Origin of the sequence: Pseudomonas sp. IB20, assembly GCF_009707325.1 — a bacterium.
Classification (GTDB): domain Bacteria; phylum Pseudomonadota; class Gammaproteobacteria; order Pseudomonadales; family Pseudomonadaceae; genus Aquipseudomonas.
The window spans coordinates 3,168,907-3,192,567 of record NZ_CP046103.1 but is presented as its reverse complement, the minus strand read 5'-3'; the positions used below and the strand labels follow the sequence as shown (position 1 = coordinate 3,192,567).

Below are 23,661 nucleotides of genomic sequence, written 5' to 3'. Positions count from 1 at the left end.
GCGCATCAACACCCAAATGCTAAATCAACCCAACGTTGCTACGTTTAATCAGCACGTGCAGGAACGTCATGGCGCAGACATTTTTTTGTCATCGCGGCACTTTAGGCTGGCTGTGCAGGTCATTTATTGGCAGCCGCTTTAAACCCACAAGGAGTCCACCATGGACGATTACCAAGAAGAACTGCTGGAGTACCACGCGTTTGAACTGGATCCGCTGGATCCGGTCGATGACGCAACTGAGCTGTAATACCGACTTCAGGCGGAATGCCGCTGACTGCGGCGAAATTCCCCTGGGGTCTGGTTGTTCCAGCGCCTGAACGCCCTTTGAAAGGCTTGGGCTGAGGCAAAACCGAGCAAGTAGGCGATCTCGCCGAACGCCAGTTCCGTATCGCGAATGTAGGTCATGGCCAAATCGCGGCGGGTATCGTTGAGAATCGCGCGAAACTGAGTGCCTTCTTCGGCCAGTTTGCGGCGCAGCGTCCAGGTTGGCAGCTTCAAGCGTGCCGCCACTTCTTCCAGGTCGGGTTCCCGGCCGCCATTGAGCATCGGCCCCAGCAACCGGGTAATGCGCTCGCGCAGGCTGCGGGTGCGGGTCAACTGCTCCAACTCGTGTTCACACAACTTCAACAACAGCTGCCAGGTACTCGGGCAATGCTGCGGGTTACGCAGTGCCAACGTCTGTTGGCTGAGGCGCAATTGATTGGCCTCGGCGCCGAAGTGCACCGGGCTGTCGCCCAGTACGCTGTACTGCTCGCTGTACTCGGGGGCTTGGAATTCGATGTCGATGCGCTGCGCTTGCAGCGGTTGCTGAGCCAGGCTGGACAATTGCTGCAACCAGCCGGCGATAATCGAATCCACCACAAAACGGTTGTAGGCGTTGTACGGACTGATGGAATAAAAGCGCAGCCAGGCGCCTTCGGCATCCTCATGAAAACTTGACTGCCCGCGATAGTTGGAGCCGTACAGCGCTTCAAAGCGGGTCAGCGTGCGCGCGGCTTCACGCACAGTGGGGGCTTGGGCGGCGGTGACACCCGCGAGGCCTGCCTGGCTCAAGCGGCTGAGCTGGCCCATGCGCAGGCCCAGGCTGGGGTCGCCGGTCAGTTGGATGGCCGCGTGGCCCAGGCGCATATAGCGCGGGATCGACAAACGCGCGCCGGCTTCGGCAAGGCGCGCCGGGTCGAGACCGTATTGCAGCAAAAGCGGTTGCGGGTCCAGGCCATGACTTTGAATAGCATCCGCCAGGGTGTGCACGAAGCCCACCGACAGATCGCCAAGGCGCACCGGCTTCAAGGCGCTACAGCCAGATATTCAGCAGGCGCGCACCACGGGCACCGCTGTCGGCGTTGATTTGCCCGTTGCTGCTGAGGAAGCTGTGCCCGGCGGTGCCCAAATCCCAGAATTGCCCGCGCAGGAACACGCTCATGCCGGCGGTCGCCTGGCTGATCGGCTGTTGGCTGATCAGGGTCAGGCGGCGCCAGGCTTCGCCTTCGCTGAGTTCTTCGGGCTTGAGGCTGATTTCGGGCGGTGTCGAGACGCTTTTGAAACCGCGCCATGGGCGGTCCCAGGTGTCGCGGCCAATGACAAAGGCCGGCACCGCGACCAATTGCGCGCCTTGCTCATTGAGTTTGCGGTAGTTGTCCGGGTACCAGCTGTCGCTGCCGATCAGGATACCCAGACGCCCGGCCGGGGTATCGACCACGCTGACGATGTTTTCATCGCCCGGTTCGATAAACCCGCGCTCATCGTAGATCGGATAGAACTGGCGCTGCGGCTGGCCCACCGGCAGGCCGTCGGCACCAAACACCAGGCTTGCGTTGTACAGCGCGCCATGGCCGATGTGCAGTTGCCCTTGTTCGACACTCGGGTTGGGCAGGGCAATGGAGCCGGCCACCAGCGTGACGCCAAATTCCTTGGCCAGGCCGCCGAACAGCACTTGATAGTCGCGGGCCATGGCGGGGGCTTTCATGCGCAGGTACGCGTCGTCCATGCGGTTATCGCCCTTGGCGCTGATCCACGCACGTGCGAACTGCAGCGGGTTACTCGCCGAGAGCCAGTTCATTGCATCCTTCAAATGCACTGCCTGGTACAGCTCGTTTTTTTCGCCGCTGAGCATCAGCCAGGTGCCGATATGTTCCGGCAGCACCACGATGGTTTTTTCATTGATCAGCCCTTGGTCCTGGGCCTTTTGCAGGTAGGCCGCAAGCTTCAGGTGCAGGCGTTCCAGGCTCTGGTAATCGGCGGGGAACAGCTCCGGCTGGATGCCCAACAAGTTGCCGCGATCGGCAGGCTCGCCTTCATTGACGGCCAAGGTGATGCGCAAGTCCGACAGGTAGTGCGCCACGGGGCGCTCCTGGGTCCAGACCAGATAGGCAGAAACGGCGGCAACCAGGGCCATGATCAGAGTGAATGCTAGAAGTTTACGCATGGGGCAACAGACAACAGACCGTGTGCAGGGTTCGCGACTAGGGTAGGGCCCATGTGCCCGCTTGCCAAGGGGCGCTGTACATTTCGATCAATAAGTTGTCAGTTTAGGTCATTGAGCGGTAGTCCATCGCCTCTTAGTCTGTGGGACATAAACCGATGGCAGGCCATTCGAGCCTTCCACGTCCCGTGATGATCCGTTGTGGAGCTGTACCATGACCGCTGCTGCCTACCCGCACCTACTGGCCCCGTTGGACCTGGGTTTTACCACGTTGCGCAATCGCACCCTAATGGGCTCGATGCACACCGGGCTTGAAGAAAAACCCGGCGGCTTCGAACGCATGGCCGCGTATTTTGCCGAACGTGCCCGTGGCGGCGTCGGCCTGATGGTCACCGGCGGTATTGGCCCGAACGATGAAGGCGGCGTGTACGCCGGTGCTGCCAAGCTGACCACCGACGAAGAAGCGCAGAAGCACAAGATCGTCACCCAGGCCGTACACGAAGCCGGCGGCAAGATCTGCATGCAGATCCTCCACGCCGGCCGGTATGCCTACAGCCCCAAGCAGGTTGCACCGAGCGCGATCCAGGCGCCGATCAACCCGTTCAAGCCCAAGGCGCTGGACGAAGAAGGCATCGAAAAGCAGATCCAGGATTTTGTCACCTGCTCGCTGCTGGCCCAGGTCGCCGAGTACGACGGCGTCGAAATCATGGGCTCCGAAGGCTACTTCATTAATCAGTTCCTGGCCGCCCACACCAACCACCGCACCGACCGTTGGGGCGGCAGCTACGAAAACCGCATGCGCCTGGCGGTGGAAATCGTACGCCGCGTACGCGAAGCGGTAGGCCCGAACTTCATCATTATTTTCCGCCTGTCGATGCTCGACCTGGTCGAAGGCGGCAGCACCTGGGAAGAGATCGTGCAGTTGGCCAAGGCCATCGAGCAGGCCGGTGCGACCCTTATCAACACCGGTATCGGCTGGCACGAAGCGCGCATCCCGACCATCGCTACCAAAGTGCCGCGTGGCGCGTTCAGCAAAGTCACCGCCAAGCTGCGCGGTGCGGTGCAGATTCCGCTGATCACCACCAACCGTATCAACACCCCGGAAATTGCCGAGCAGATCCTCGCCGAAGGCGATGCCGACATGGTCTCGATGGCGCGGCCGTTCCTTGCCGACCCGGAGTTCGTCAACAAGGCCGCAGCCGGCCGCGCCGATGAAATCAACACCTGCATCGGCTGCAACCAGGCCTGCCTGGACCACACCTTCGGCGGCAAGCTGACCACCTGCCTGGTCAACCCGCGCGCGTGCTACGAAACCGAGCTGAATTACCTGCCGGTGAAGCAGATCAAGAAAATCGCCGTGGTGGGCGCTGGCCCCGCGGGCTTGGCGGCGGCCACTGTGGCGGCAGAGCGCGGTCACCAAGTGACCTTGTTCGACTCCGCCAGCGAGATCGGCGGCCAGTTCAACATCGCCAAGCGTGTGCCGGGCAAAGAAGAATTTTTCGAAACCCTGCGCTACTTCAAGCGCAAATTGCAGACCACCCACGTCGAGCTGTGCCTCAACACCCGCGTGGATGTTGCGCAACTCGCGGCAGGTGGTTACGACGAAATCATCCTGGCCACCGGCATTGCGCCGCGCACGCCAGCTATCCCGGGTATCGACAACGCCAAGGTGCTGAGCTACCTGGACGTGATCCTCGAGCGTAAACCGGTGGGCAAGCGCGTGGCCGTGATTGGCGCCGGCGGCATCGGTTTCGACGTGTCCGAGTTCCTCGTGCACGAGGGCGTGTCCACCAGCCTGGACCGCGACGCGTTCTGGAAAGAGTGGGGCATCGACACCCAGCTGCAAGCCCGTGGTGGCGTGGCCGGCATCAAGCCTGCGCCGCATGCCCCGGCGCGTGAAGTGTTCCTGCTGCAACGCAAGACCTCCAAGGTCGGCGACGGCCTGGGCAAGACCACCGGCTGGATCCACCGCACGGGCCTTAAGAACAAGCGCGTGCAGATGCTCAACAGCGTCGAGTACCTGAGCATTGATGATCAAGGCCTGCATATCCGCATCGGCGCCGAGGGCGAGCCGCAGGTGCTGGCGGTGGACAACATCGTCATCTGCGCCGGGCAAGACCCGCTGCGCGAACTGCAGGACGGCCTGGTCGCCGCCGGCCAGAACGTGCACCTGATCGGCGGCGCCGATGTAGCGGCCGAGCTGGATGCCAAACGGGCCATCAACCAGGGCTCGCGCCTCGCTGCCGAGCTGTAAGACGAAAGAAGGGGCGGTGTTAGACTACCGCCCCTTTTTTCATTCAGATGCCTCCCGATGGGCCCTTTCGACTGGCTTCCCCACGCGCCCCTTGAACCCTTGCAGCTGGACTGCCTGAACGGCGTCGAGGTGGCCGTGTTGCGCCTGGATTGCATCGACCCGCTGATCAGCGGCAACAAGTGGTTCAAGCTCACCGAACACCTGGCCCAGGCGCAAGCCTCCGGTGCCAGCGGGGTCATCAGCCTGGGCGGTGCTCACTCCAACCACCTGCACGCACTCGCGGCAGCCGGCAAACGCTTTGATTTCCCCACCGTGGGCCTGCTGCGCGGCCACCCTCAAGACACGCCCACCGTCCTTGATCTGAAAGCCTTCGGCATGCAGCTGTATTGGCTGGGCTATGGCGGCTATCGTGCACGTCACGAGCCAGGTTTCTGGCTGCCATGGCGCGAACAGTATCCGCAGTTGTACCCCGTGCCCGAAGGCGGCGGTGGCATAACCGGTGCAGTGGGTTGCGCGGTGCTGGTCGAGCAAGCGCGCGGGCAGTTGAGCAACCTCGGTTGGGCCGATTACGACGCGTGGTGGCTGGCGGCGGGCACCGGCACCACGTTGGCCGGGCTGGCGCTGGCAGAGGCGGGGGCACATCCGGTATACGGCGCAATGGCGGTGCCGGAGGATCACGGTGTTGCACAGAACGTGCAGGCTATCGTGCAGCAGGGGTATGAATTGTTGGACGCAAGCCGAGGCGGTTTCGCCAAGGTAGACCCGCTATTGCTTGAGTTCATGCACGCCACGGAACAGGCCTGCGGTTTACCGCTGGAACCGCTTTATACCGCCAAGGCGTTGCTGGCGCTCAAGCAACAGATCGAGGCCGGGCGTTTTACTCCCGGCACTCGCCTGATCTTCGTGCATACCGGCGGCCTGCAAGGCCGCCGAGGGTTTATGGGATAGCCTTCTTGCCCGGCATCATGCGCAGCGCCGTGTTGTCTCGCAGGATGTAGTGGTGAATGATCCCGGCCAGCGCATGCAGCCCGATCAGCCAGTAGCCGACCTGGCCGAACAGCACATGCCAGTGCTCAATCTCTTTGGCCAGCGCCTTGTTTTCAGCGATCAACGGCGGCAACTCAATCCCGTAAAACATCACCGAATGGCCCTCGGCACTGACGATCAGCCAACCCGCAATCGGCATGCCGATCATCAGCGCATACAACGCCACATGCATCAGGGTCGCCAGCAGGCTTTGCCATTGCGGCGGTGTCGGCACGATCTTCGGCGCCACGCCCAGGCTGCGGGCAAACAGGCGTAGCCACACCAGCACAAATACGGTGAGGCCGAACATAAAGTGCATTTCGACAATCAGTGTTCGCGCGCCACTGCCTTTGGGGAACTGGCCGCGTAACTCTATGCAGGCGTAAACCACTGCCAGCAGCAGCACCATCAACCAGTGCAACGCAATCGACATGGTGCTGTAGCGCGTATCGGAGTTTTTCCACGGCATCGCTTTCTTCCTCACTCATCAGGGCAAACCTCCGTTCTTTAGCGACGGAGTCCTGTAACTGTAAGCCGGTTTCTCAGGAACTGCCTGCGGTAAATCAATTTTTCACTGGGTTAGGCTCAGGCATTTCTCCTTTTTTCAGGCGCTGGTTGATATCCGCGATGACATCCGGCAAGTCGTTGATGGTGTCGATCAAGTAGTGCGGGCGCGAGTCTTTGAACATCGCTTCGATACGCTTGCGCTCGCGGGCCAAGGTGCTGCTGTCCAGGGCACGGAACTGCTCGTACGTCAGGCCCAGCGCGTTGCCCGAGCAGGTCAGCGCCACGGTCCACATGCCGGCGCGACGGCCTTCGAGAATGCCTGGCACGGTGTCGTCGACCTTCACGCAGGCCGCCACATCATCGACGCCCAGCGCGATCACGTTGGCCAACGCCTGGGCTGGCCACGGGCGGCCGTTGGGTACTTCGTCGGTGGCGACCACGTGGTCGGCGATGTAGCCATTGGTGGCCGCCAGGGCGACAACTTTGTCCATCACTTGCTTGGGGTAGCCGGAGCAGGAGCCGATCTTGATGCCTTGCACACGCAGCCGGGCAATGGTGTCGAGGGCGCCAGGGATCAGCGCCGAGTGTTCGGCGATTTTCTCGATTTGCAACGGCATGAAGCGCTGATAGATGGCAGTGACGTCGTCGTCGGTCGGTGTGCGGCCGAAGGCCTTGCGGTAGCGCTCGGCGACTTCTGGCTGGTTGCAAAGGGTGCGGATATGGTCCCACTTGCCCATGCCCATCGGGCCACGGGCTTCTTCGATCGAGACTTGTACGTCGAACTCGGCGAAGGCTTCGACAAAGATTTGCGTGGGGGCGAAGGAGCCGAAGTCGACCACGGTGCCGGCCCAGTCGAGGATAACGGCCTGGAGGGTGTTGGGGTTTTGATAGTTCATGGTTCAGATCCTGTGGGTAATGGGGGCAGTCAAACGTCCAACACTTCCATTGCTTGCAGCACCTCGGCGATCGCCTTGACCGCTGCGCGCATGCCGGGCGCATCGACGTGGCCGATGCAGCCCACGCGGAAGGTTTCCACTTGGGTCAATTTGCCGGGGTAGAGGATGAAACCCTTGGCCTTGACCCGCTCATAAAAGTCCTTGAACTGGTAGCGCGGGTCTTTTGGGGCGTGAAAGGTCACGATGATCGGGGCCTGGATCGCCGCCGGCAGAAAACTGCGCAGGCCCAGTTCGGCCATGCCGTCCAGCAGTGCCTGGCAGTTGCGGGCGTAGCGTTGGTGACGCGCGGGCAGGCCGCCTTCTTCTTGATATTGCAGCAGTGCTTCGTGCAGGGCCGCGACCACATGGGTGGGTGGGGTGAAGCGCCATTGGCCGGTCTTGGCCATGTAGCTGTGTTGGTCGAACAGGTCCATCGCCAGGGAATGGCAGTTGCCCTGTGCGGCGGCCAGTGCCTGTTTGTCGGCGAAGACGAAACCCATGCCCGGCACGCCTTCCAGGCATTTTCCGGAGGCTGCGATCAGTGCGTCGAACGGCACTTCGCTAGCATCGATCGGCAGTGCACCGAAGGAGCTCATGGCATCGATAATCAGGCGTTTGCCGTGGCTTTTCACTGCATCGGCGATCTGCGGCAGCGGGTTGAGAATGCCAGTGCTGGTTTCGCAGTGGATCAGCGCCACGTGGGTAATGGCCGGGTCGGCGTGCAGCAGGCGGTCGACGTCAGCGGCGGTGGTGGGTTCATCCTCGGCGGTTTCGAAGGTGCTGAAATCGCGGCCGAGCACTTCGCAGATCTTCGCCAGGCGCTTGCCGTAGGCGCCGTTGATCAGCACCAGTACCTTGCCGTCGCGCGGCACCAGGGTGCCGATGGCGGCTTCGACGGCAAAGGTGCCGCTGCCTTGCAAGGGCACGCAATGGTGGCTGCCTTGGCCGTTGAGGATCGCCAGCAACTGCTCGCAGACACTCGCGGTGAGTTGGTTGAAACGGTCATCCCAGGAGCCCCAATCCACCATCATTGCCTGACGGGTGCGGTTCGATGTGGTCAGTGGGCCAGGGGTCAGCAGGATCGGCGCGGCAGGGCTCATCTCAATTCCTCGCAAGGTATCGGGGGTTGAATCTACGGCGCCTAAATTGCAGTTTGGCTTGTCATCAATCAAATTGTTTGTTGTTATGCGAGCTATCAGTGAGGCCGATAGCTATGAACTTGTTCCAACTGCGTGCATTCGATGCGGTGGCCCGCGAGGGCAGCTTTACCCGAGCGGCGGCGCGGCTATTCATCAGCCAGCCGGCGGTGACCGGGCATATCAAGGCGCTGGAAGAGCACTACCAGATCCCGCTGTTGCGCCGCACAGCTCGGCGCGTGGAGCTGACCGAGGAGGGCATTCGCCTGGCCGCGATCACTCGGGCGATCTTCGGCCTGGTGGACGAGGCGCAGACGCTGTTAGAGGCCAATCGCCAGTTGCTTACCGGGCGCCTCGAAGTCGCGGCGGATGGCCCACACCTGGTGATGCCGATGATCGCCAGCCTGCGCGCCTGCTATCCCGGCATTACCGTCAACTTGCGGCTGGGCAATGCCCAGGAAACCTTGGCGGCGCTATTGTCCGAGCATGCGGACGTGGCGGTGCTCACTGAGGTGGAACCGCGTAACGGCCTGCACCTGCAACCGCTGAGTGAGTCGCGCATCTGCGCGTTGGTGCCCGTCAGTCACCCGTTGGCTGCGCAGCCCGACGGCATTCGTCTGCAACAGCTGCACGAGGTGATCATGGTGCTGCGCGAACCGACTTCCATCACCCGCCGCACCTTCGATGACGCCTGCCGGGTGGCCAAGGTGCAACCCAAGGTGTTGCTGGAGCTGGACAGCCGCGAGGCGGTGACCGAAGCCGTCGCCGCCGAGCTGGGCGTGGGCGTGGTCTCATCGATGGAGGTCAGTCCGGACCCACGGGTGCAAGCGATTGCGATCCAGGGCGATGGGTTGCTCAACCGGCACATGCTCGGCTGCATGGAGCGGCGCCGCTCGTTGCGGCTGATCCAGGCGTTTTCGAGAGGGGCATGGCCGGTTTTTTGGTGGATTAGCGCGTTTTTGCGCTATAAACTCTGCCCCCAAAGCGCCGGCCAGTAGACGTCTCGGCGCCATGGATATGAAGAGAGTGAGTCATGGGCGCACAGTGGAAAGTCAAACATAAAGAAGCGGCATCCAATGCCAAGGGCAAAATCTTTGGCAAGCTGGTGAAAGAAATCACCATCGCCGCCCGTAACGGTGCCGACACCGCGACCAACGCCCACCTGCGTCTGGTAGTAGAGCAGGCCAAAAAGGCCTCGATGCCCAAGGAAACCTTGGAGCGCGCCATTAAGAAAGGCGCCGGTCTGCTGGGTGAAACCGTGCAGTACCACCGCGTGACCTACGAAGGTTTCGCCCCGCACCAGGTGCCGCTGATCGTTGAATGCGTGACCGACAACATCAACCGCACTGTGGCGGAGATTCGTGTGGCGTTCCGTAAAGGGCAATTGGGTGCTTCCGGCTCCGTGGCCTGGGACTTTAACCATGTCGGGTTGATCGAAGCGTCGCCGGACACGCCGGACGCTGATCCGGAAATGGCCGCCATTGAAGCTGGGGCCCAGGATTTCGAAGACGGCGAGGAAGAAGGGACCACCCTGTTTATTACCGAAACCACCGACCTGGATGCTGTGCAGAAAGCGTTGCCGGAGCAGGGTTTTACCGTGTTGTCGGCCAAGTTGGGTTACCTCTCGAAGAACCCGGTGAGTGGTTTGACTGATGAGCAGATGGCTGAAGTCGAGGCCTTCCTGGAAGGGTTGGACAACCATGATGACGTGCAGGATATGTTCGTTGGTCTGGCTGGCTAAGGCGCGGTTCAAAAAAGTGGGCGCGGGGTTGCGTGCGATGGTGGTTTTTGAGGGGGGTTCCCAAGCGCCACCCCAAAATCCACCATCGCAGGCAAACCAGCCCCCACATTTGTATCGAGTTTCACTCCAAGTCGAGCAGTGCTTCGATCTCTTCGAACCCCGGCCGCGCCAACACATCAGGCTGACAGCAGCGTTTGTGCAGCGCTACCAGCCCCTCGTCATTAAACTCAGTCTCAACCCGCTCCAACAATTCCCCCAGCAACACCCCAAACGCGCGCACTTCAATGCGCTGCAACGCCCTGGTTTCCAAGGTGTCCGCCGTGGCATGGAACGACGCCGCGCCGAAGTCCCCGAGCAAGCAGTCGCCAGCGGCATTCCACAAGATATTGTGGCCGTACAGGTCGCCATGGGTGATGCCCTGCCGATGCAAGTGCGCCGCGACCGACGCAACCCCCCGCGCCATGCGCAAGGCCACTTCAACGCTGAAACGCGTGCTCGGCTCGTAGATGTCGCGGGTGCACGACGCCAGGCTCGGCAGGGCCGCGAGGTTGCGGTAGCTCGGGTCGATCAGGTCCATCACCAGCGCAGCCTGGTCATCGGGGTGGCCCACCACGCGACCTTCCACCTTGATCAGGTTCGGATGCAGCCCCGCGGCGATGCAGGCCTGCATTTCATGCAGTGGTGAACCGTCGCTGGTGATCGTGCCTTTGTACAGCTTGACCGCGACAGGCAGCGCCTGTGGCTTCCACAACGCCCTGCGAATGATCCCCGAGGCACCTTCGCCCAGCACGTCGCCCAGCTCCAGTTCAGACCAGGGAATGTTCGGCGTCGCGTCATCGGCGGCCACGTCCACTGCCATTTCCACCGGGTTACCGGCGTAGGCCAACCACGTCAGGCTCGGCAGCGTCAGCAGCCACTCCGGCAGGTGGGTCAGGCGGTTGGAGGCGATGCGGATCAGCTCGAGGTTGTAGCAGTTCGCCAGGCTTTGCGGCAGATCCGTCAGTTGGTTGCCGGCGAGCATGAGTTTTTGCAGCAGCGGCCGCTCGCCCAATTCGCTGGGCAATTGGCTGATGCAGTTATCGGTGAGGATCAGCCAGCGCAACTGCGGCGGCAGGGCGGCGGCGGGCACGTGGCTGATCTGGTTGGCCTTGAAGCCGATCATGCTCAAGTTGGCGCACTGGCCTAGGCATTGCGGCAGCTCGGTAAAGGCGTTGTCCGAGCAGAACAGCACGCGCAAATGCGACAGGCGATGCAGGTCGTCGGGCAGGCTGCTCAGGGCGTTGCCCGTGAGGTTGAGGATTTCCAGGGTGTCGGCCAGCTCGAAGATTTCCCGCGGGAATTCGGTCAGCCCGCAGGCCAGGTCCAGGCGTTTGATACCGGCCAGTTGGCCGGCCTTGAGTTGGGCAAGGGTATTCATGAACGGCGCGGTCACTCGGCAAGAGGGCGTAAAAGGCGCTCATGATACCGGGTCGGGTGCGGGTTGCGGGCAGTCCGTTTGCAACTCGGCTTTTTGTAATTGATGCAGACGGCTGGCGGTGCGGGCGAGGTCGATGGCCTGGCCTTCCAGGGATTCAGCCAAGGGCTGGTGGCCGATCAGGGTCAGGCGTTTGTCCTGGTCGTAAAGCACGTCCACCAGGTTGATAAAACGCTGCTGTACGGCGATCGGGCATTCGGCCAGTTGCGGCAGCCCGTCGATGATCCAGTGGTCGAAGTCCTGGCATAGCAGCAGGTAATCCATCACGGCGGTGAGCTGTTCGCAGAGGTCGTTGAAAGTAAAGGCGATAGTCGGCGCCTGATGGCTGCGGCAAACCAACTGGCGGTTGCCGACCTTGAGGGTCTGCGCCGGGCAATCCGTGGCGGGCAGCCCGAGCGCTTGACGCTGAGCGGGCGTCCCCGGCCACACATACTGGCCGGCGCTGAAGCGCTGCTCGGCATGCGCCTGGGGCAGGCTGCGAAAGTCTTGGGGGGAGCTGACTTCCAGCACGTCCATGCGCGCGGCGATCAGGTCGATCACCGGCTTGAAACGCTCGTGGTACAGCGGGTTGGGCAGCAACCCTGCGGGCGCATAGTTGGAGGTCACCAGCACCAGCACACCGCGCTCGAACAAGGCTTTGAACAGGCGGCTGATGAGCATCGCATCGCCGATATCGTGGACGTGGAATTCGTCGAAGCACAGCACCCGGCAGCCTGCGAGCAGCTCGTCCAGGGTCACGCCCAGGGCGTCGTCGTGCTCACGGTGCTGGAACATGCCGCGATGCAGGCGGGCAAAAAACGCGTGGAAGTGCACGCGTTGCTTTTCGGCAATCGGCAACGCCTGGAAAAACCCATCGAGCAGCCAGCTTTTGCCGCGCCCCACTGGGCCGTGCAGGTACAGGCTGCGCGTGGCAAGGCCCGCGAGCAGGTGCTGGGTCTGACGGGCGAGGGCGGTAATCGCCTGGGTTTGGCCGGCACTCAGGGTGTAGCCCTGTTGTTTGGCCTTTTGGGCAAAAAACGCCGGGATCGGCGAGGCGTTCTGTACGTCGGTCTTTTTGCCAAGCAGGCGCTGGATCACGGAAAGCACGGCCAATGCGAGTCACTCTGTAGTGCGGTGGTCGCCTACTTTAGGGCGCTCGCCGCGGTTTGACCAATAGAGAAGGGCGTCGCCAGCTATCGCGAAAAAGCATGGCGTGGGGGCAATGCTGACCAAACTGGCAGTTTCTCTTTAAATGGCTAACCTCATACACAGTTGTCAACCCTATATAAGGAATTGGGGCTGTGAAGGGACGAGCAGTATTGGCAGTTATGGGCGCCATGCTCTGTAACACGGTTTACGGCACGCAACTCCAAGTGGAGGTGCGCATCGACGTGCAGCGCGGCTGCCAACTGGTGGGGACCACCCGCAGTGCCGGCATCGAGCAGCTTGGCCTATTGGATTTCGGCGGCGGCCCGCGTCTGGATGACCCCGCCGGCCCCTTGAGTGCGGCCCTGATCAGCCAGCGCCAGCCGCGCCTGGAATGTAACCCCGGCACGCCGTATCAAGTGCGTGTTGACGGCGGCCTGCATGGCGGCGTCGGCGAAGTGCGCTACCTGAGCGCCGCGACCTCTTCGAGTCAACCCATTCCCTATCGCATTTACGCCGACGCCGCGCGGCGGATTCCGTTGCCCGTCAATCAACCGCTGAGCGGCCGTGTGCCGGACTCGGGCTCGGTCGACTTACCTCTGTATGGCCGCATCGAACCGCTCAAGGACATCCCCGCCGTCGGCCGCTACACCGACCTGCTCAAGGTCACAGTCACGTGGTAAGCCGGGGCTGGGCCCTCGTGGCCATGGGCAGTCTGTTGCTGCTGGCGGATGACGCCCAGGCCGCAGCGGTCAATGGCCAGGTCCACGCGCGCTTGGTGATCACCGCCAGTTGCGAGGTGAGTAAAGGTGTCGAGAGCGCGCCGGTCAGCCCTACGGGCGGCAGCATGTTGCTCGACTTCGGCAGCCAGGGGCCGACGTGGAACAACCTGTTGGGCGCAGCGGTGACTGATGTCGACAAGGCGCCGCTGTCGGTGTCCTGCAACCCCTCGGTGGTCAGCAGTTTCACCGTGACCATCGACGGTGGCGCCCATGGCGACGGCGCTACCCGACGCCTGAGCAACGGCCTCCACACCATTCCCTATCGGCTATCCGCCGACCCGCTGGGCCGCAGCGCCTACAGCATCGGCCAGCAACGCAATTTCGTCGTGACCAAGGGCACACAAGTACCGATCCCGGTATTCGGCTTGGTGGTGGCGAATACCAAGGCCCTACCGGCCGGCATCTATACAGACACCCTGACGGTGACTCTGGATTGGTAAACCCTGAGGATGAACATCATGCATGCACGTGTATTGAAGGCGGTTTTTCCATTGATGGCGCTGGTGTGGGTGGCGGGCGCGCAGGCGGCCACCGTGGCCGGCACGGTCAGCGCGACCCTGGTGCTGACCAGCAGTTGCCAGGTCAATGGCGCGGCGGCAACCGGCGGGATGAGCTTCGGTAACTTGAACTTCGGCACGGCCAACAGCCTGTTCACTGAAGCCGACGGCCAGGTGCTGGGCGGTGGCGGTGGCGCGTTGTCGATCCTGTGTTCTGCGGGTACTTCGCCGACGCTGACCGTGTCTGCCGGCGCCAATGACGGCAAGTCCACTGGCGGTGCACGCGCGCTGTACGACGGCGTTGCCAACTACGTGCCGTACGACCTCTACACCGACAGCGGCCATTCGAATTTGCTGGCCATCGGTGGCGTTATCAACCTGGCGCCAAGTACCGGGGTGGCCCAGGCCGTGAATATTTACGGTAAGGCCAATGGCAAGGCCGGGCTGCCCGCCGGTACTTATACCGACACGGTTAACGTGACCCTGACGTTCTAAGTGCCATGAGCCGGGCAGCGTGGGCGTTGGCAGTGTGCATCGGCTGGGGCATGCCGGTGTCGCTGTTGGCGGTGACCAGTCAATCGTTCCAGGTCAGCGCGACGATCACGCCCGGGTGCCTGGTGGTCGGTGGTGGCACGAACTACGGCAGCCTGGCTTTCGGCACGTATTCGGCACTGGCGACCAGCACAGCGTCGGTCGCGCTCACCGGTGGCGTGACCTTGCAATGTACGCCGGGTGTCGCGCTGAACATGAGTGTCGACGGCGGTTTGCACAACAACAGTGGTCGGCGGATGCAGCTCAATAGCGGCAGTGCCCAAGTGGCCTATCAGCTGTTTCAGGACGCGGCGTTCAGCCAGAGCCTGGGGGTCAGCCAAAGCGTGAGTGTGGCCTACAGCAACGCGGCCAGTATCACCTTGCCGATTTATGGGCGAGTGCAGTTACCGGGTAATACGCCTGGGGGGACGTACAGCGACACGTTGCAGGTGCAGCTGTCGTGGTAAGGCGATTGGCAATGAGGAGTGAGACTTATGTATGCAGCTTCCCGGCTTGGGTGGGCAGCGGGTGTGAGCGCGTTATTGGCGTTGACGGCAGGGCAGGCCCAGGCGGCCAGCTCGGTGCTGATCTGGCCGATTGATCCGGTGCTGGAGGCCGATCAACAGGCCAGCGCACTGTGGCTGGAAAACCGCGGCACGGAGACCGCCAACCTGCAAATCCGTGTGTTTGCCTGGACCCAGAGCGGCTTCGATGAGCAGTACCAGAACCAGCGCGACGTAATTGGCAGCCCGTCGGTGGCGAAAATCGAGCCGGGGCAGAAACAGTTGGTGCGTTTGACCCGCACCAAGGACGTGCCGCCGGGCCAGGAATTGGCCTATCGCATCATCATCGATGAGATCCCATCGGCCACGCCCCCCGCAGCCCCTGCCGATGGCAAGACCGCCGCCGCGGTGCGGTTCCAGATGCGTTATTCGGTGCCGTTGTTTGCCTATGGCCCAGGCCTTTGGAGCAAGGTCGACGGCACCCGCGACCGCGACCCAAAGGGGGCCGGCAAGCCGGACCTGAGCTGGAAAAAAGTCAGCGTGGGTGGGCGTAATTACGTCGAAATGCGCAACCAGGGCGCCGTCCACGCGCGCTTGACCGATGCCACGTTCAAGCAGGGCGGCCAATCTCGGCCCCTGGTGGAAGGCTTGATGGGCTATGTGCTGCCGGGCGCGACCATGCGCTGGCCGGTGCCGGACGGGTTGCCGGCTGATCAGCCGTTGCAGGTCCGCGTCAATGGCGCAACGCAATTGGAGAGCCTCGCACCGGGTCGATAAAACAGTGCGATAGGGCAGGGAGTAGCCCCGGGTGTTAGCGGATGGAGATGTCCATTGAAGGACACAAAGCCTTGGTGAGCCACAAGAGGGCTCGATGTCTATGGCGATTGGTGTGGGTGGTGAGTGGCCTGTCGGGCCTGGTGCTTGCGGCACCGGGCGTGGCGGCTCCATTGCCGCCCCCTCCCAACAGTATGGAGGCTGTTGCCGATGCACAGTTGTTCCTGGAACTGGTGGTCAACCAGCGGGACACCGGCCGCGTGGTCGCCGTTAATCAGCGCGCTGGGCAGCTGTTTTTGCAGGCTTCGGTGTTGCAGGAAACGGGTATGAGGCTGCCGGGTGAAGTGCCCACCGAGGTCGCGCTGGAAAACCTGCCAGGCCTGCACACCGATTACGACAGCCAGGGCCAGCGCCTGGTGCTCACGGTGCCGCCTGCCTGGTTGCCGGAGCAGTTTATCGGCAACCGCAACAACTACCCGCGCACCCAGGCGCTGACCAGTTTCGGCGCGCTGCTCAATTATGACGCCTACCTCAATGACACCGATGATGCGGGCACCTACCTTGGCATCTTCAACGAAGTCAGGCTGTTCGATACGTGGGGCACGTTGTCCAACACTGGCCAGTACCGCACCACCCTCGGCCGGGAAACGCTCGGCAGCAGCCTGGACAATGGCTATCGGCGCTATGACACCACCTGGCGGTTTTCCGACGACGAGCGCCTGTTGACCTATGAAGCGGGCGACGTGATCAGTGGCGCGTTGCCCTGGAGCACGTCGGTGCGCCTGGGCGGGGTGCAGGTGTCGCGGGACTTTGGCGTGCGCCCGGATCTGGTCACCTACCCGTTGCCACAGTTTGCCGGGGAGGCGGCGGTGCCGTCGTCGGTGGACCTGTTTATCAACGGTTACAAATCCAGCAGTGCCAACCTGCAGCCGGGGCCGTACACGCTGACCAACGTGCCGTTTATTAACGGCGCGGGGGAGGCGGTGGTGGTGACCACCGACGCCCTCGGCCGGCAGGTGTCGACCACGGTGCCGTTCTATGTCACCAGCACCCTGCTGCAGAAGGGCTTATCGGACTTCTCGGTGGCCGCCGGTAACCTGCGCCGCGATTACACCGTGCGCGATTTCGGCTATGGGCCCGGCGTGGCCAGCGGCACCTTTCGTTATGGGCTGTCGGACGCGTTCACTCTGGAAAGCCACGCCGAAGCCTCGGGTGACCTGGCCTTGGGCGGTGTGGGCGGCAACCTGCGCGTGGGTAACTTCGGTGTGCTCAACACCGCCGTCAGCCAAAGTCAGTTCGACGGCCGCACCGGCCAGCAACTGAGCCTGGGTTACCAATACAGCAACCCGCGTTACAGCCTGTCTTACCAGCGGGTGGAGCGGCGTGACGCGTACGCGGACCTGAGCCTGGTCGACACGCCCTATGCCAGCCTCAGCAAGCGCAGCCAGCAAGCCACGGTGAGCGTGAACCTAAATGATTTCGGCAGCCTGGGCGTGGGCTATTTTGATGTGCAGGCGGCGGATGACTCGCGCACGCGCCTGGTGAATATGACCTGGAGCAAAGCACTGTGGCGCAACAGCAGTTTTTACCTGTCGGCCAACCATGAGGTCGGCGACAGCAGTTGGGCGGTGCAAGCGCAAGTGGTGGTGCCGTTCGACGTGTACGGCAGCCTCAGCGTGGGCAGTGAGCGCAGCAAAACCGGGCAGAGCCAGCAGCGGGTCAACTACAGCCGTGCGGTACCGGCCGAGGGCGGGGTGGGCTTTAACCTCGGTTACGCCAGCGGTGATGGGCCGGCGTATCGCCAGGCCGACCTGACCTGGCGCTTGCAGTCGGTGCAATTGCAGGTGGGCGCATACGGCAACAGCGACGCGCAAACCCGTTGGGCCGATGCCAGCGGCTCGCTGGTGTGGATGGACAACCACGTGTTCGCCGCCAACCGTGTCGACGATGCGTTTGTGGTGGTCAGCACCGATGGCGTGGGTGGCGTGCCGGTGCGCTACGAGAACCAGGTGGTCGGCGAGACCGACCGCAACGGCCACCTGCTGGTGCCATGGACCAGCGCCTACTACCGCGCCAAATACGAAATCGACCCGCTGAACCTGCCCTCCAACGTGCAAGTGCCCAACGTCGAGCAACGCGTTGCCGTGCGCCGGGGCAGCGGCTATTTGCTGGCGTTCCCGGTACGCCGGGTGCTGGCCGCGAGCATCACTTTGGTGGATGCCCAGCATCAGGACTTGCCCCTGGGCAGCCAGGTGCGCCACGCGCAAAGCGGCGCACTGGCGGTGGTCGGCTGGGACGGCCTGGTCTACCTGGAAAACCTGGCGGCGCATAACACCTTGCAGGTCACGGTCGGCGACGGCCAGACCTGTCAGGCCAGGTTCGAGCTGGATACCACGCAGGAGCAGGTGCCGCTGATCGGGCCACTGGTGTGCCAATGACATAAGGAGTGTGCGTGTGCGGGTCAAGGAATGGCTGTTGCGGTGGCTGCTGTTGGCGAGCTTGGGTGTGTCGGCGCAGGTGCAGGCCGTGTGCTCGGTGGTCACCACCGTGCCGGCCAGTTTTGGCACGACGGTGAGTTCGATGACCGTGCGCATCACCTCCCAGCCCAGTTCGACCACTAACGGTGGCTTGAGCTGCACGCCGGCGCTGCTGTCGGTCTTGACCTCCAATGACCATTTCTACGCGACTGTTACCGGCTCGTCACAAGGCGGTTTGGTCGGGCCAACCGGGGATGTCATCAACTATACGGTCTACGCCAACAACACCAGCGCATTCCCGATGACACGTGGCACCGCGTTCGATTTTGGCGGCAGTGGCGGCATTGCCGCGTCCCTTGGCCTGGTATTCGGGCCCGGCACCAAAGTTGTACCGCTGTATTTCGCCACCACCATCGGCAGTAACGTGGCTGCGGGTGTGTACAGCGAAACCCTGAGTATCTTCTGGAACTGGAACTACTGCTCGGGCATTGGCATTGGCGGGATCTGCGCGGGCCGCGAGATCAACAACGGCACGACTACGCTGACCGTGAGCATGACTGTGGTCAATGACTGCCAGATCACCACGCCGCCGATCGCGTTCGGCAGCGCCCCGGTGGTCAGTGCATTTTCCACCGTCAGTGGGCAGGTCAGCGTCGCCTGCACCAAGGGCAGCGCCTACACCGTTGGCCTCAGCGACGGGCAGAACCCGGTGAGTGTAGGCGGCCGCCGGCAGATGGTGTCCGGGAGTAATGTGCTCGCGTACGACATCTTCAAGAGCGCCGGCACCACGCGCTGGGGCAGTGTGGGCGCGGCGCGGCGGGCCAGCTCCACGGCCGAGGTCAACCCTGGCAATGGCTTGGGCACCGGCAGCCAGGTGTTCAACTACAACGCCAAGGTCTACACCGACCAGGCCACGCCGCCGGGCGGCACCTACATCGACAACGTGGTGCTGGACGTGGGCTTTTAGAACTTCATCGTCTGCGCGGTCGACTGACCCTCGGGGCTGACCATCGCGTAGTTGTAGCCACTGCCGGACCAGTATTCGGCCTGCAAGCCATCGGCACTGCGGCTGCCGCGCGGCAGAAAACCGTTCTCCGGGCCGGGTGGGCGGATATAGAAACTCATGCGCCGCCCTTGCGGGTCTTCGTACAGCACCATGGCGGCAGCGCCTTGCTCAGTGGTGAGCAAACGCCCGCTGACCGGTTTGAACCCCGACGGGCTCAAGTCGGGCAGGCGGTGCGCCTGGCTGAAGTAACGGTCGAGCCAGGCCTGCATGGTGCCGCTGTCCTGGGCGTTGTAATCGGCGGGCATGATGCCGTCCTGGGCAAACAGGCGGAACGCTTGCATCGCGTCGGCCATCGGCAACATCGGCGGCTGGGTGGCCTCGCGGGCATGCCAGCCGCCCAAACCGCCGAGGCTGACAGCGATCAGTAGCACGGCGGCGCTAGCCAAATGGCGGCGCGACTGATGCTTGATGCGCTGGCGAATCAGCGTCGGGTCCAGCGCGGGGTTGGCCGGTTGCTGCAAGGCCCCGCTTAATGCCGCGCGCAGCAGGTGCGCATCCTGTTGCCAGGCATGCACCTGGGCCGCGACGTCGGGGTGGGCCGCCAAGTAGCTTTCAAGCACGCGACGATCGCTCTCCAGCAGTTGGTGATCGACGTAGGCATGCAAATCGCGTTCGCTGGGGGGCAGGCTGATCATTTGAGTATCCGCAGGGAAGGGCTGGCGATTTCGCCATCGCTGAGTTGACGCAAGGCCTGGCGCGCCCGGGACAGGCGCGACATTACGGTGCCGACGGGTACCTCAAGGATAACGGCAACCTCCTTGTAGCTTAAGCCTTCGACCGACACCCAGAGCAGCAGGGCGCGCTGTTCGGTGTTGAGTTGGTCGAAGGCTTGCAAGGCCGATTGGGCCATCACCGTGCGCTCCACCGAAGGTTGCGCGTCGTCACGGCCAGTGAAGAATTCGAGCATGCGTGCGTAGCGCCGGCTGCGACGGTGGGCGTCGAGGAACTGCCGGTAGAGGATCGAGAACAGCCAGGCGCGCAAGTCGCCCTCGATGCGTTTGTCGGCCCAACGGATGATCGCCCGTTCCAGGGTCGCCTGCACCAAGTCGTCAGCGCTGCTGGCGTTACGCGTCAGGGACACGGCAAAGCGCCGCATCCTGGGAATGAGTTCACGTAACTGTTCGTCGAGCTCGTGCATGGGCGTGGGTTCTGAGCGATTGTGCAGAGGAAGACGCTGGCCGACGTAGCTTATTCCATCAACAGCAGTACGAATGTTGCGCGATAGTACGTGGGACTCGTCTCATAGTTCATTTTCCTTTCGGCCACGTGCCCTGGAGTTTTGCATGGTAGATCACTCATCGCCGCCACGTGCGCCACTCAGTACCGCCAGTTTGCTTGTCAGGCTGGCGTGTATTGGCGGGGTAGTAGCGGTTGTTGCTGGGGCGTTTGCCTACGTCAACGGCACGCTCGACCCACAGCGCCTGCGCCCCAAAACCCTGGTCAATGCCCTGGAAACCAATAACGGCCTGCACCCGGGCTTGCGACGTAACCATGCCAAGGGCGTGTGTGTGGCCGGTTACTTCCAGAGCAGTCCCGAGGCACGTGCGTACTCGAGTGCCCAGGTGTTCAGCGAAGCGAAAACCCCGGTGATCGGCCGATTTGCCTTGCCCAGCGGCAACCCTTACGCGCCGGACAGCAGTGTGCCGATCCGCAGTTTCGCCGTGCAATTCAGCCAGGCCAACGGCCAGCAGTGGCGTACGGGGATGAACAGCATGCCGGTGTTCCCGGTGGGCACGCCTGAGGCGTTCTACCAAATGCTCAAGGCCGGCGCGCCAGACCCGGCCACCGGCAAGCCGAACCCAGCGAGCATGCCGGCGTTTTTTGCCGCGCACCCGGAGACGGCGCCGTTCCTGGCGTGGGTCAAGACGGCCAAGCCGTCGGCCAGTTATGTGACAGAAACCTACAACGGCATCAATGCCTTCTACCTGGTGAGCGCTGATGGCAAGCGCCAGGCGGTGCGCTGGGGCGTGGTGCCACAAAGCCAGGATGCGGCAGGTGATACCGCGCCGTCGGGCGGTGATTTCCTCGAAAAAGACTTGGTACAGCGCCTGGCTTCAGGGCCACTGCGTTGGCAGTTGAACATGACCCTGGCCAACCCCGGCGACCCGCTGGACGATGCGAGCAAAACCTGGGCCGGCGAACACAAAGTGCTGAACGCCGGCACGCTGGTGCTGCAAAGCAGCCAGCCGCAAGCGGACGGCGATTGCCGCGATATCAACTTTGACCCGCTGATTTTACCCAGTGGTATCCAAGCCTCTGACGACCCACTGCTGGCCGCACGTTCGGCCGCCTATGCCAGTTCGTACTTACGCCGCGCCGGCGAAGTCAGCCCGCTGCACAGCGCCCCTCAGGAGTCAAAGCCATGAATGTTCAACCAGGCTATTTTGCGCCGCTGGCCCGCCTGCTGCATTGGCTGATGGCATTGATGGTCATCGCCATGCTGTTTATCGGTGCGGGCATGGCGGCGTCTGTGTCGGAGCGTCATGAGTGGCTGATTCACCTGCACAAGCCGCTGGGCATTGCGATTCTGGCGCTGGTGATTGTGCGGTTGGTGGTGCGTTTTTCTACCCGGCAACCGCCGCTGCCTGCTGATTTGCCGTTGTGGCAAGTGCTGGCAGCCAAGGCGTCCCATGTGCTGTTGTACGCGCTGATGCTGGTGTTGCCGCTGCTGGGTTGGGCGATGATTTCGGCGGCCGGGGACCCGGTGATGCTCAGCAGCTCGGTGCAGTTACCGGCGTTGCTGGGAGCGAATGCGCCGCTGTTTGCGGTGTTGCGCAAGGCTCATGGGTATTTGGCTTATTTGCTGTTTTTGACGGTGTTGGTGCACTTGGCGGCGGCGTTGTTTCATGGGTTGATACGCCGGGATGGGGTGTTGCAGAGCACCCAGGTCGCCATCGTCGGCAACGCTTAGCGCAAGACATCCACAATATCAGCAACCGTGCTCAACACATCCTTGCCCAGCTGTTTCGAGCGCTCACCCGACCAACCGGTTTTCAGGTTGGGCGCGTCGTCGTTGTCCTTGAACGGCATCTCCAGGGTCAGCGACAGGCAGTCGTACTTCTCACCGACCGCATTGCAGGCCAGGGTCAGATTAGCCTCGCCCGGCAGGTCACGGGCGTATCCATGGGTAGTCTGGAAGTCACGGGTCAGTGCGCTTAAGTGGCCGCGGAAGTGCTTTTCCAGCGCTTCCAGACGCGGGGTGTAGCCCGGGTTGCCTTCGCAGCCGGCGGTGAACACGTAGGGGATTTCTTCGTCGCCGTGGATATCGAGGAACAGGTCAACGCCGTACTCTTCCATCTGCTGTTGGGCGAACAGTACTTCCGGGCTGATCTCCTGGCTGGCGCTCTGCCAGGCACGGTTGAGGTCCTGGCCCACGGCGTTGGTGCGCAAGTGGCCGTGGAAGGCGCCGTCGGGGTTCATGTTGGGTATCAAGTACAGGTCAGCGACGGCCAGGAGCTTTTTCAGCTCGTCGTCACCGTCCTGCTGCAGGCGTTCGATGATGCCTTCCATAAACCATTCGGCCATGTGTTCACCGGGGTGTTGCTGGGCGATGATCCAGACCTTGCGCTGGCCTTCGCCACCTTTGCCGCGGCGCAGCAGTTGGATGTCACGGCCTTCGGCGCTTTTGCCGGTTGCGAGCAATTGCGTGCCGGCGCGGTTTAAGGCCTGGTCGATCAGCCAGTCGTGACGCTCACGGCTGTAGGGTTCGAAGTAGGCGATCCAGGCTTGTTTTTCACGGGTCTCCAGGCTGATGTGCAAGGTTTCGCCATCAAAGCGCGTGGGCACGCGGAACCAGTTGATATGGTCGTAGGACGCCACGGCGTTGTAGCCGCTCCAAGCGTTTTTATAAGAGGACTGGCTCGCATTGCTCAGGCGAAAGGTGTGGGTGTGGCCCACGTGCATGCCTTCGGCCTTGAAGTGGAACCATTGGAAATGCGCGCTGCGGGTATCCGGTTTGATCGCCAGCAGCAACTGATAGGCATCGCTGGCATCCAGGACCTGGATATTGCCGCTGTCGAAGTCGGTGCTGATCTTAATGGAGGTCAAGGCCACGGTCATAGTCTGGTTGCCTGAATATGAGAGTTGTGGCGGATATCTTACAAGGAGTGAGGCTAAATTCTGATGCAAAATTGTTGCAGAGGGGAGGGGGCGTCGTCCTTGACGCCGCAGCAGCTTAGAGTCTATGAGATTGATTCTCAAGCGCTATTTCGCAAAGATCCGGGTTAGAGCGTTCGCCCGGCCTTCTTTTGGCGATAGTCTTTTGCTACCATGCGCGCCATCGAGCAACACACAGTCTTCATTAGCCTGAAGCCATGCCAGGGAAACTGGCAAAAAAAAGACCCGGCCAAAGAGCCGGGTCAAAAACCGTGATTAGCCTGATGAGGAGATATTCCAAGAGTCCGACCTAAGG

At 62.4% G+C, this 23,661-nt stretch carries 22 protein-coding genes and 1 pseudogene; 13 read left to right on the top strand and 10 right to left on the bottom strand.

Annotated features, from left to right (window positions below):
• Window positions 1–255: 255 nt before the first annotated feature.
• Entirely contained in the window at window positions 256–1,290 is a 1,035-nt protein-coding gene (locus GJU48_RS14685; protein WP_094951492.1) for an AraC family transcriptional regulator, read from the bottom strand.
• A 4-nt stretch (window positions 1,291–1,294) separates the two neighbouring features.
• The gene (locus tag GJU48_RS14680) at window positions 1,295–2,425 is read right to left on the bottom strand and encodes a carbon-nitrogen hydrolase family protein (protein ID WP_094951493.1); all 1,131 of its coding nucleotides are present in this window, start codon (window positions 2,423–2,425) and stop codon (window positions 1,295–1,297) included.
• Window positions 2,426–2,636: 211 nt separating this feature from the next.
• Between GJU48_RS14680 and GJU48_RS14675 the strand changes: the two genes are divergently transcribed.
• Both GJU48_RS14675 and GJU48_RS14670 read left to right on the top strand, forming a co-directional pair.
• Window positions 2,637–4,676, top strand: coding sequence for an NADPH-dependent 2,4-dienoyl-CoA reductase (locus GJU48_RS14675; RefSeq protein WP_094951494.1), 2,040 nt, complete (start codon window positions 2,637–2,639; stop codon window positions 4,674–4,676).
• A 57-nt stretch (window positions 4,677–4,733) separates the two neighbouring features.
• Entirely contained in the window at window positions 4,734–5,624 is an 891-nt protein-coding gene (locus GJU48_RS14670; protein ID WP_094951495.1) for a 1-aminocyclopropane-1-carboxylate deaminase/D-cysteine desulfhydrase, read from the top strand.
• Here the strand turns inward: GJU48_RS14670 and GJU48_RS14665 are convergent.
• From GJU48_RS14665 to GJU48_RS14655, 3 genes are all read right to left on the bottom strand, one after another.
• Complete coding sequence (locus GJU48_RS14665; protein WP_094951496.1) at window positions 5,614–6,171, bottom strand: cytochrome b; 558 nt, start codon at window positions 6,169–6,171, stop codon at window positions 5,614–5,616. The genes GJU48_RS14670 and GJU48_RS14665 overlap by 11 nt on opposite strands.
• A gap of 94 nt (window positions 6,172–6,265) precedes the next feature.
• Window positions 6,266–7,105 carry a phosphonoacetaldehyde hydrolase gene (gene phnX / locus GJU48_RS14660; RefSeq protein ID WP_155296029.1) on the bottom strand — a complete coding sequence of 280 codons (840 nt, stop codon included), beginning with the start codon at window positions 7,103–7,105 and terminating at the stop codon, window positions 6,266–6,268.
• 29 nt (window positions 7,106–7,134) lie between these two features.
• Window positions 7,135–8,244: a 2-aminoethylphosphonate--pyruvate transaminase gene (locus tag GJU48_RS14655; RefSeq protein ID WP_094951500.1), complete on the bottom strand. Its 1,110-nt coding sequence runs from the start codon at window positions 8,242–8,244 to the stop codon at window positions 7,135–7,137.
• A 113-nt stretch (window positions 8,245–8,357) separates the two neighbouring features.
• Between GJU48_RS14655 and GJU48_RS14650 the strand changes: the two are divergent.
• Together GJU48_RS14650 and GJU48_RS14645 are read left to right on the top strand one after the other, a co-directional pair.
• Window positions 8,358–9,197, top strand: a pseudogene (locus GJU48_RS14650) (LysR substrate-binding domain-containing protein); the annotation flags it as partial.
• A 116-nt stretch (window positions 9,198–9,313) separates the two neighbouring features.
• Entirely contained in the window at window positions 9,314–10,021 is a 708-nt protein-coding gene (locus GJU48_RS14645) for a YebC/PmpR family DNA-binding transcriptional regulator (protein ID WP_034120341.1), read from the top strand.
• Window positions 10,022–10,142: 121 nt separating this feature from the next.
• Here the strand turns inward: GJU48_RS14645 and GJU48_RS14640 are convergent, their stop codons facing one another.
• Window positions 10,143–11,438, bottom strand: coding sequence for a protein kinase (locus GJU48_RS14640; RefSeq protein ID WP_094953336.1), 1,296 nt, complete (start codon window positions 11,436–11,438; stop codon window positions 10,143–10,145).
• A 39-nt stretch (window positions 11,439–11,477) separates the two neighbouring features.
• Complete coding sequence (zapE, locus tag GJU48_RS14635; protein WP_094953332.1) at window positions 11,478–12,587, bottom strand: cell division protein ZapE; 1,110 nt, start codon at window positions 12,585–12,587, stop codon at window positions 11,478–11,480.
• A gap of 215 nt (window positions 12,588–12,802) precedes the next feature.
• On the opposite strand from zapE, the gene GJU48_RS14630 reads away from it, so the two are divergent.
• From GJU48_RS14630 to GJU48_RS14600, 7 genes are read left to right on the top strand one after another with little or no spacing between them, the layout of a single operon-like run.
• Window positions 12,803–13,303, top strand: a complete 501-nt coding sequence (locus tag GJU48_RS14630) for a Csu type fimbrial protein (RefSeq protein ID WP_446033294.1) — start codon at window positions 12,803–12,805, stop codon at window positions 13,301–13,303.
• Window positions 13,297–13,842, top strand: a complete 546-nt coding sequence (locus GJU48_RS14625) for a spore coat protein U domain-containing protein (RefSeq protein ID WP_094953328.1) — start codon at window positions 13,297–13,299, stop codon at window positions 13,840–13,842. Before GJU48_RS14630 ends, GJU48_RS14625 begins: the two co-directional genes overlap by 7 nt.
• Before the next feature lie 18 nt (window positions 13,843–13,860).
• Window positions 13,861–14,394 (top strand): Csu type fimbrial protein, encoded by a 534-nt coding sequence (locus GJU48_RS14620; RefSeq protein WP_094953334.1) that lies wholly within the window; start codon window positions 13,861–13,863, stop codon window positions 14,392–14,394.
• Between the two features lie 5 nt (window positions 14,395–14,399).
• The gene (locus tag GJU48_RS14615) at window positions 14,400–14,897 is read left to right on the top strand and encodes a Csu type fimbrial protein (protein ID WP_094953326.1); all 498 of its coding nucleotides are present in this window, start codon (window positions 14,400–14,402) and stop codon (window positions 14,895–14,897) included.
• Window positions 14,898–14,924: 27 nt separating this feature from the next.
• The gene (locus GJU48_RS14610) at window positions 14,925–15,710 is read left to right on the top strand and encodes a fimbrial biogenesis chaperone (protein WP_094953324.1); all 786 of its coding nucleotides are present in this window, start codon (window positions 14,925–14,927) and stop codon (window positions 15,708–15,710) included.
• Window positions 15,711–15,751: 41 nt separating this feature from the next.
• Window positions 15,752–18,145: a fimbria/pilus outer membrane usher protein gene (locus tag GJU48_RS14605; protein WP_094953322.1), complete on the top strand. Its 2,394-nt coding sequence runs from the start codon at window positions 15,752–15,754 to the stop codon at window positions 18,143–18,145.
• Window positions 18,146–18,161: 16 nt separating this feature from the next.
• The gene (locus GJU48_RS14600) at window positions 18,162–19,151 is read left to right on the top strand and encodes a Csu type fimbrial protein (protein ID WP_371917712.1); all 990 of its coding nucleotides are present in this window, start codon (window positions 18,162–18,164) and stop codon (window positions 19,149–19,151) included.
• Here GJU48_RS14600 and GJU48_RS14595 read toward each other — a convergent pair.
• Entirely contained in the window at window positions 19,148–19,885 is a 738-nt protein-coding gene (locus tag GJU48_RS14595) for an anti-sigma factor family protein (RefSeq protein ID WP_094953321.1), read from the bottom strand. The two genes, GJU48_RS14600 and GJU48_RS14595, sit on opposite strands and share 4 nt — an antisense overlap.
• Window positions 19,882–20,388 (bottom strand): sigma-70 family RNA polymerase sigma factor, encoded by a 507-nt coding sequence (locus GJU48_RS14590; RefSeq protein ID WP_094953320.1) that lies wholly within the window; start codon window positions 20,386–20,388, stop codon window positions 19,882–19,884. The genes GJU48_RS14595 and GJU48_RS14590 overlap by 4 nt, the downstream gene beginning before the upstream one ends.
• 145 nt (window positions 20,389–20,533) lie before the next feature.
• Here GJU48_RS14590 and GJU48_RS14585 point away from each other — a divergent pair, with 145 nt between their 5' ends.
• Complete coding sequence (locus tag GJU48_RS14585; protein WP_094953312.1) at window positions 20,534–21,616, top strand: catalase family peroxidase; 1,083 nt, start codon at window positions 20,534–20,536, stop codon at window positions 21,614–21,616.
• A complete protein-coding gene (locus GJU48_RS14580) occupies window positions 21,613–22,161 on the top strand; it encodes a cytochrome b (RefSeq protein ID WP_155296028.1) in 549 nt (182 codons plus the stop codon). The genes GJU48_RS14585 and GJU48_RS14580 overlap by 4 nt, the downstream gene beginning before the upstream one ends.
• On the opposite strand, the gene GJU48_RS14575 is transcribed toward GJU48_RS14580, so the two are convergent.
• Window positions 22,158–23,309: a M14 family metallopeptidase gene (locus GJU48_RS14575; protein ID WP_094952523.1), complete on the bottom strand. Its 1,152-nt coding sequence runs from the start codon at window positions 23,307–23,309 to the stop codon at window positions 22,158–22,160. The two genes, GJU48_RS14580 and GJU48_RS14575, sit on opposite strands and share 4 nt — an antisense overlap.
• Window positions 23,310–23,661 lie beyond the last annotated feature (352 nt).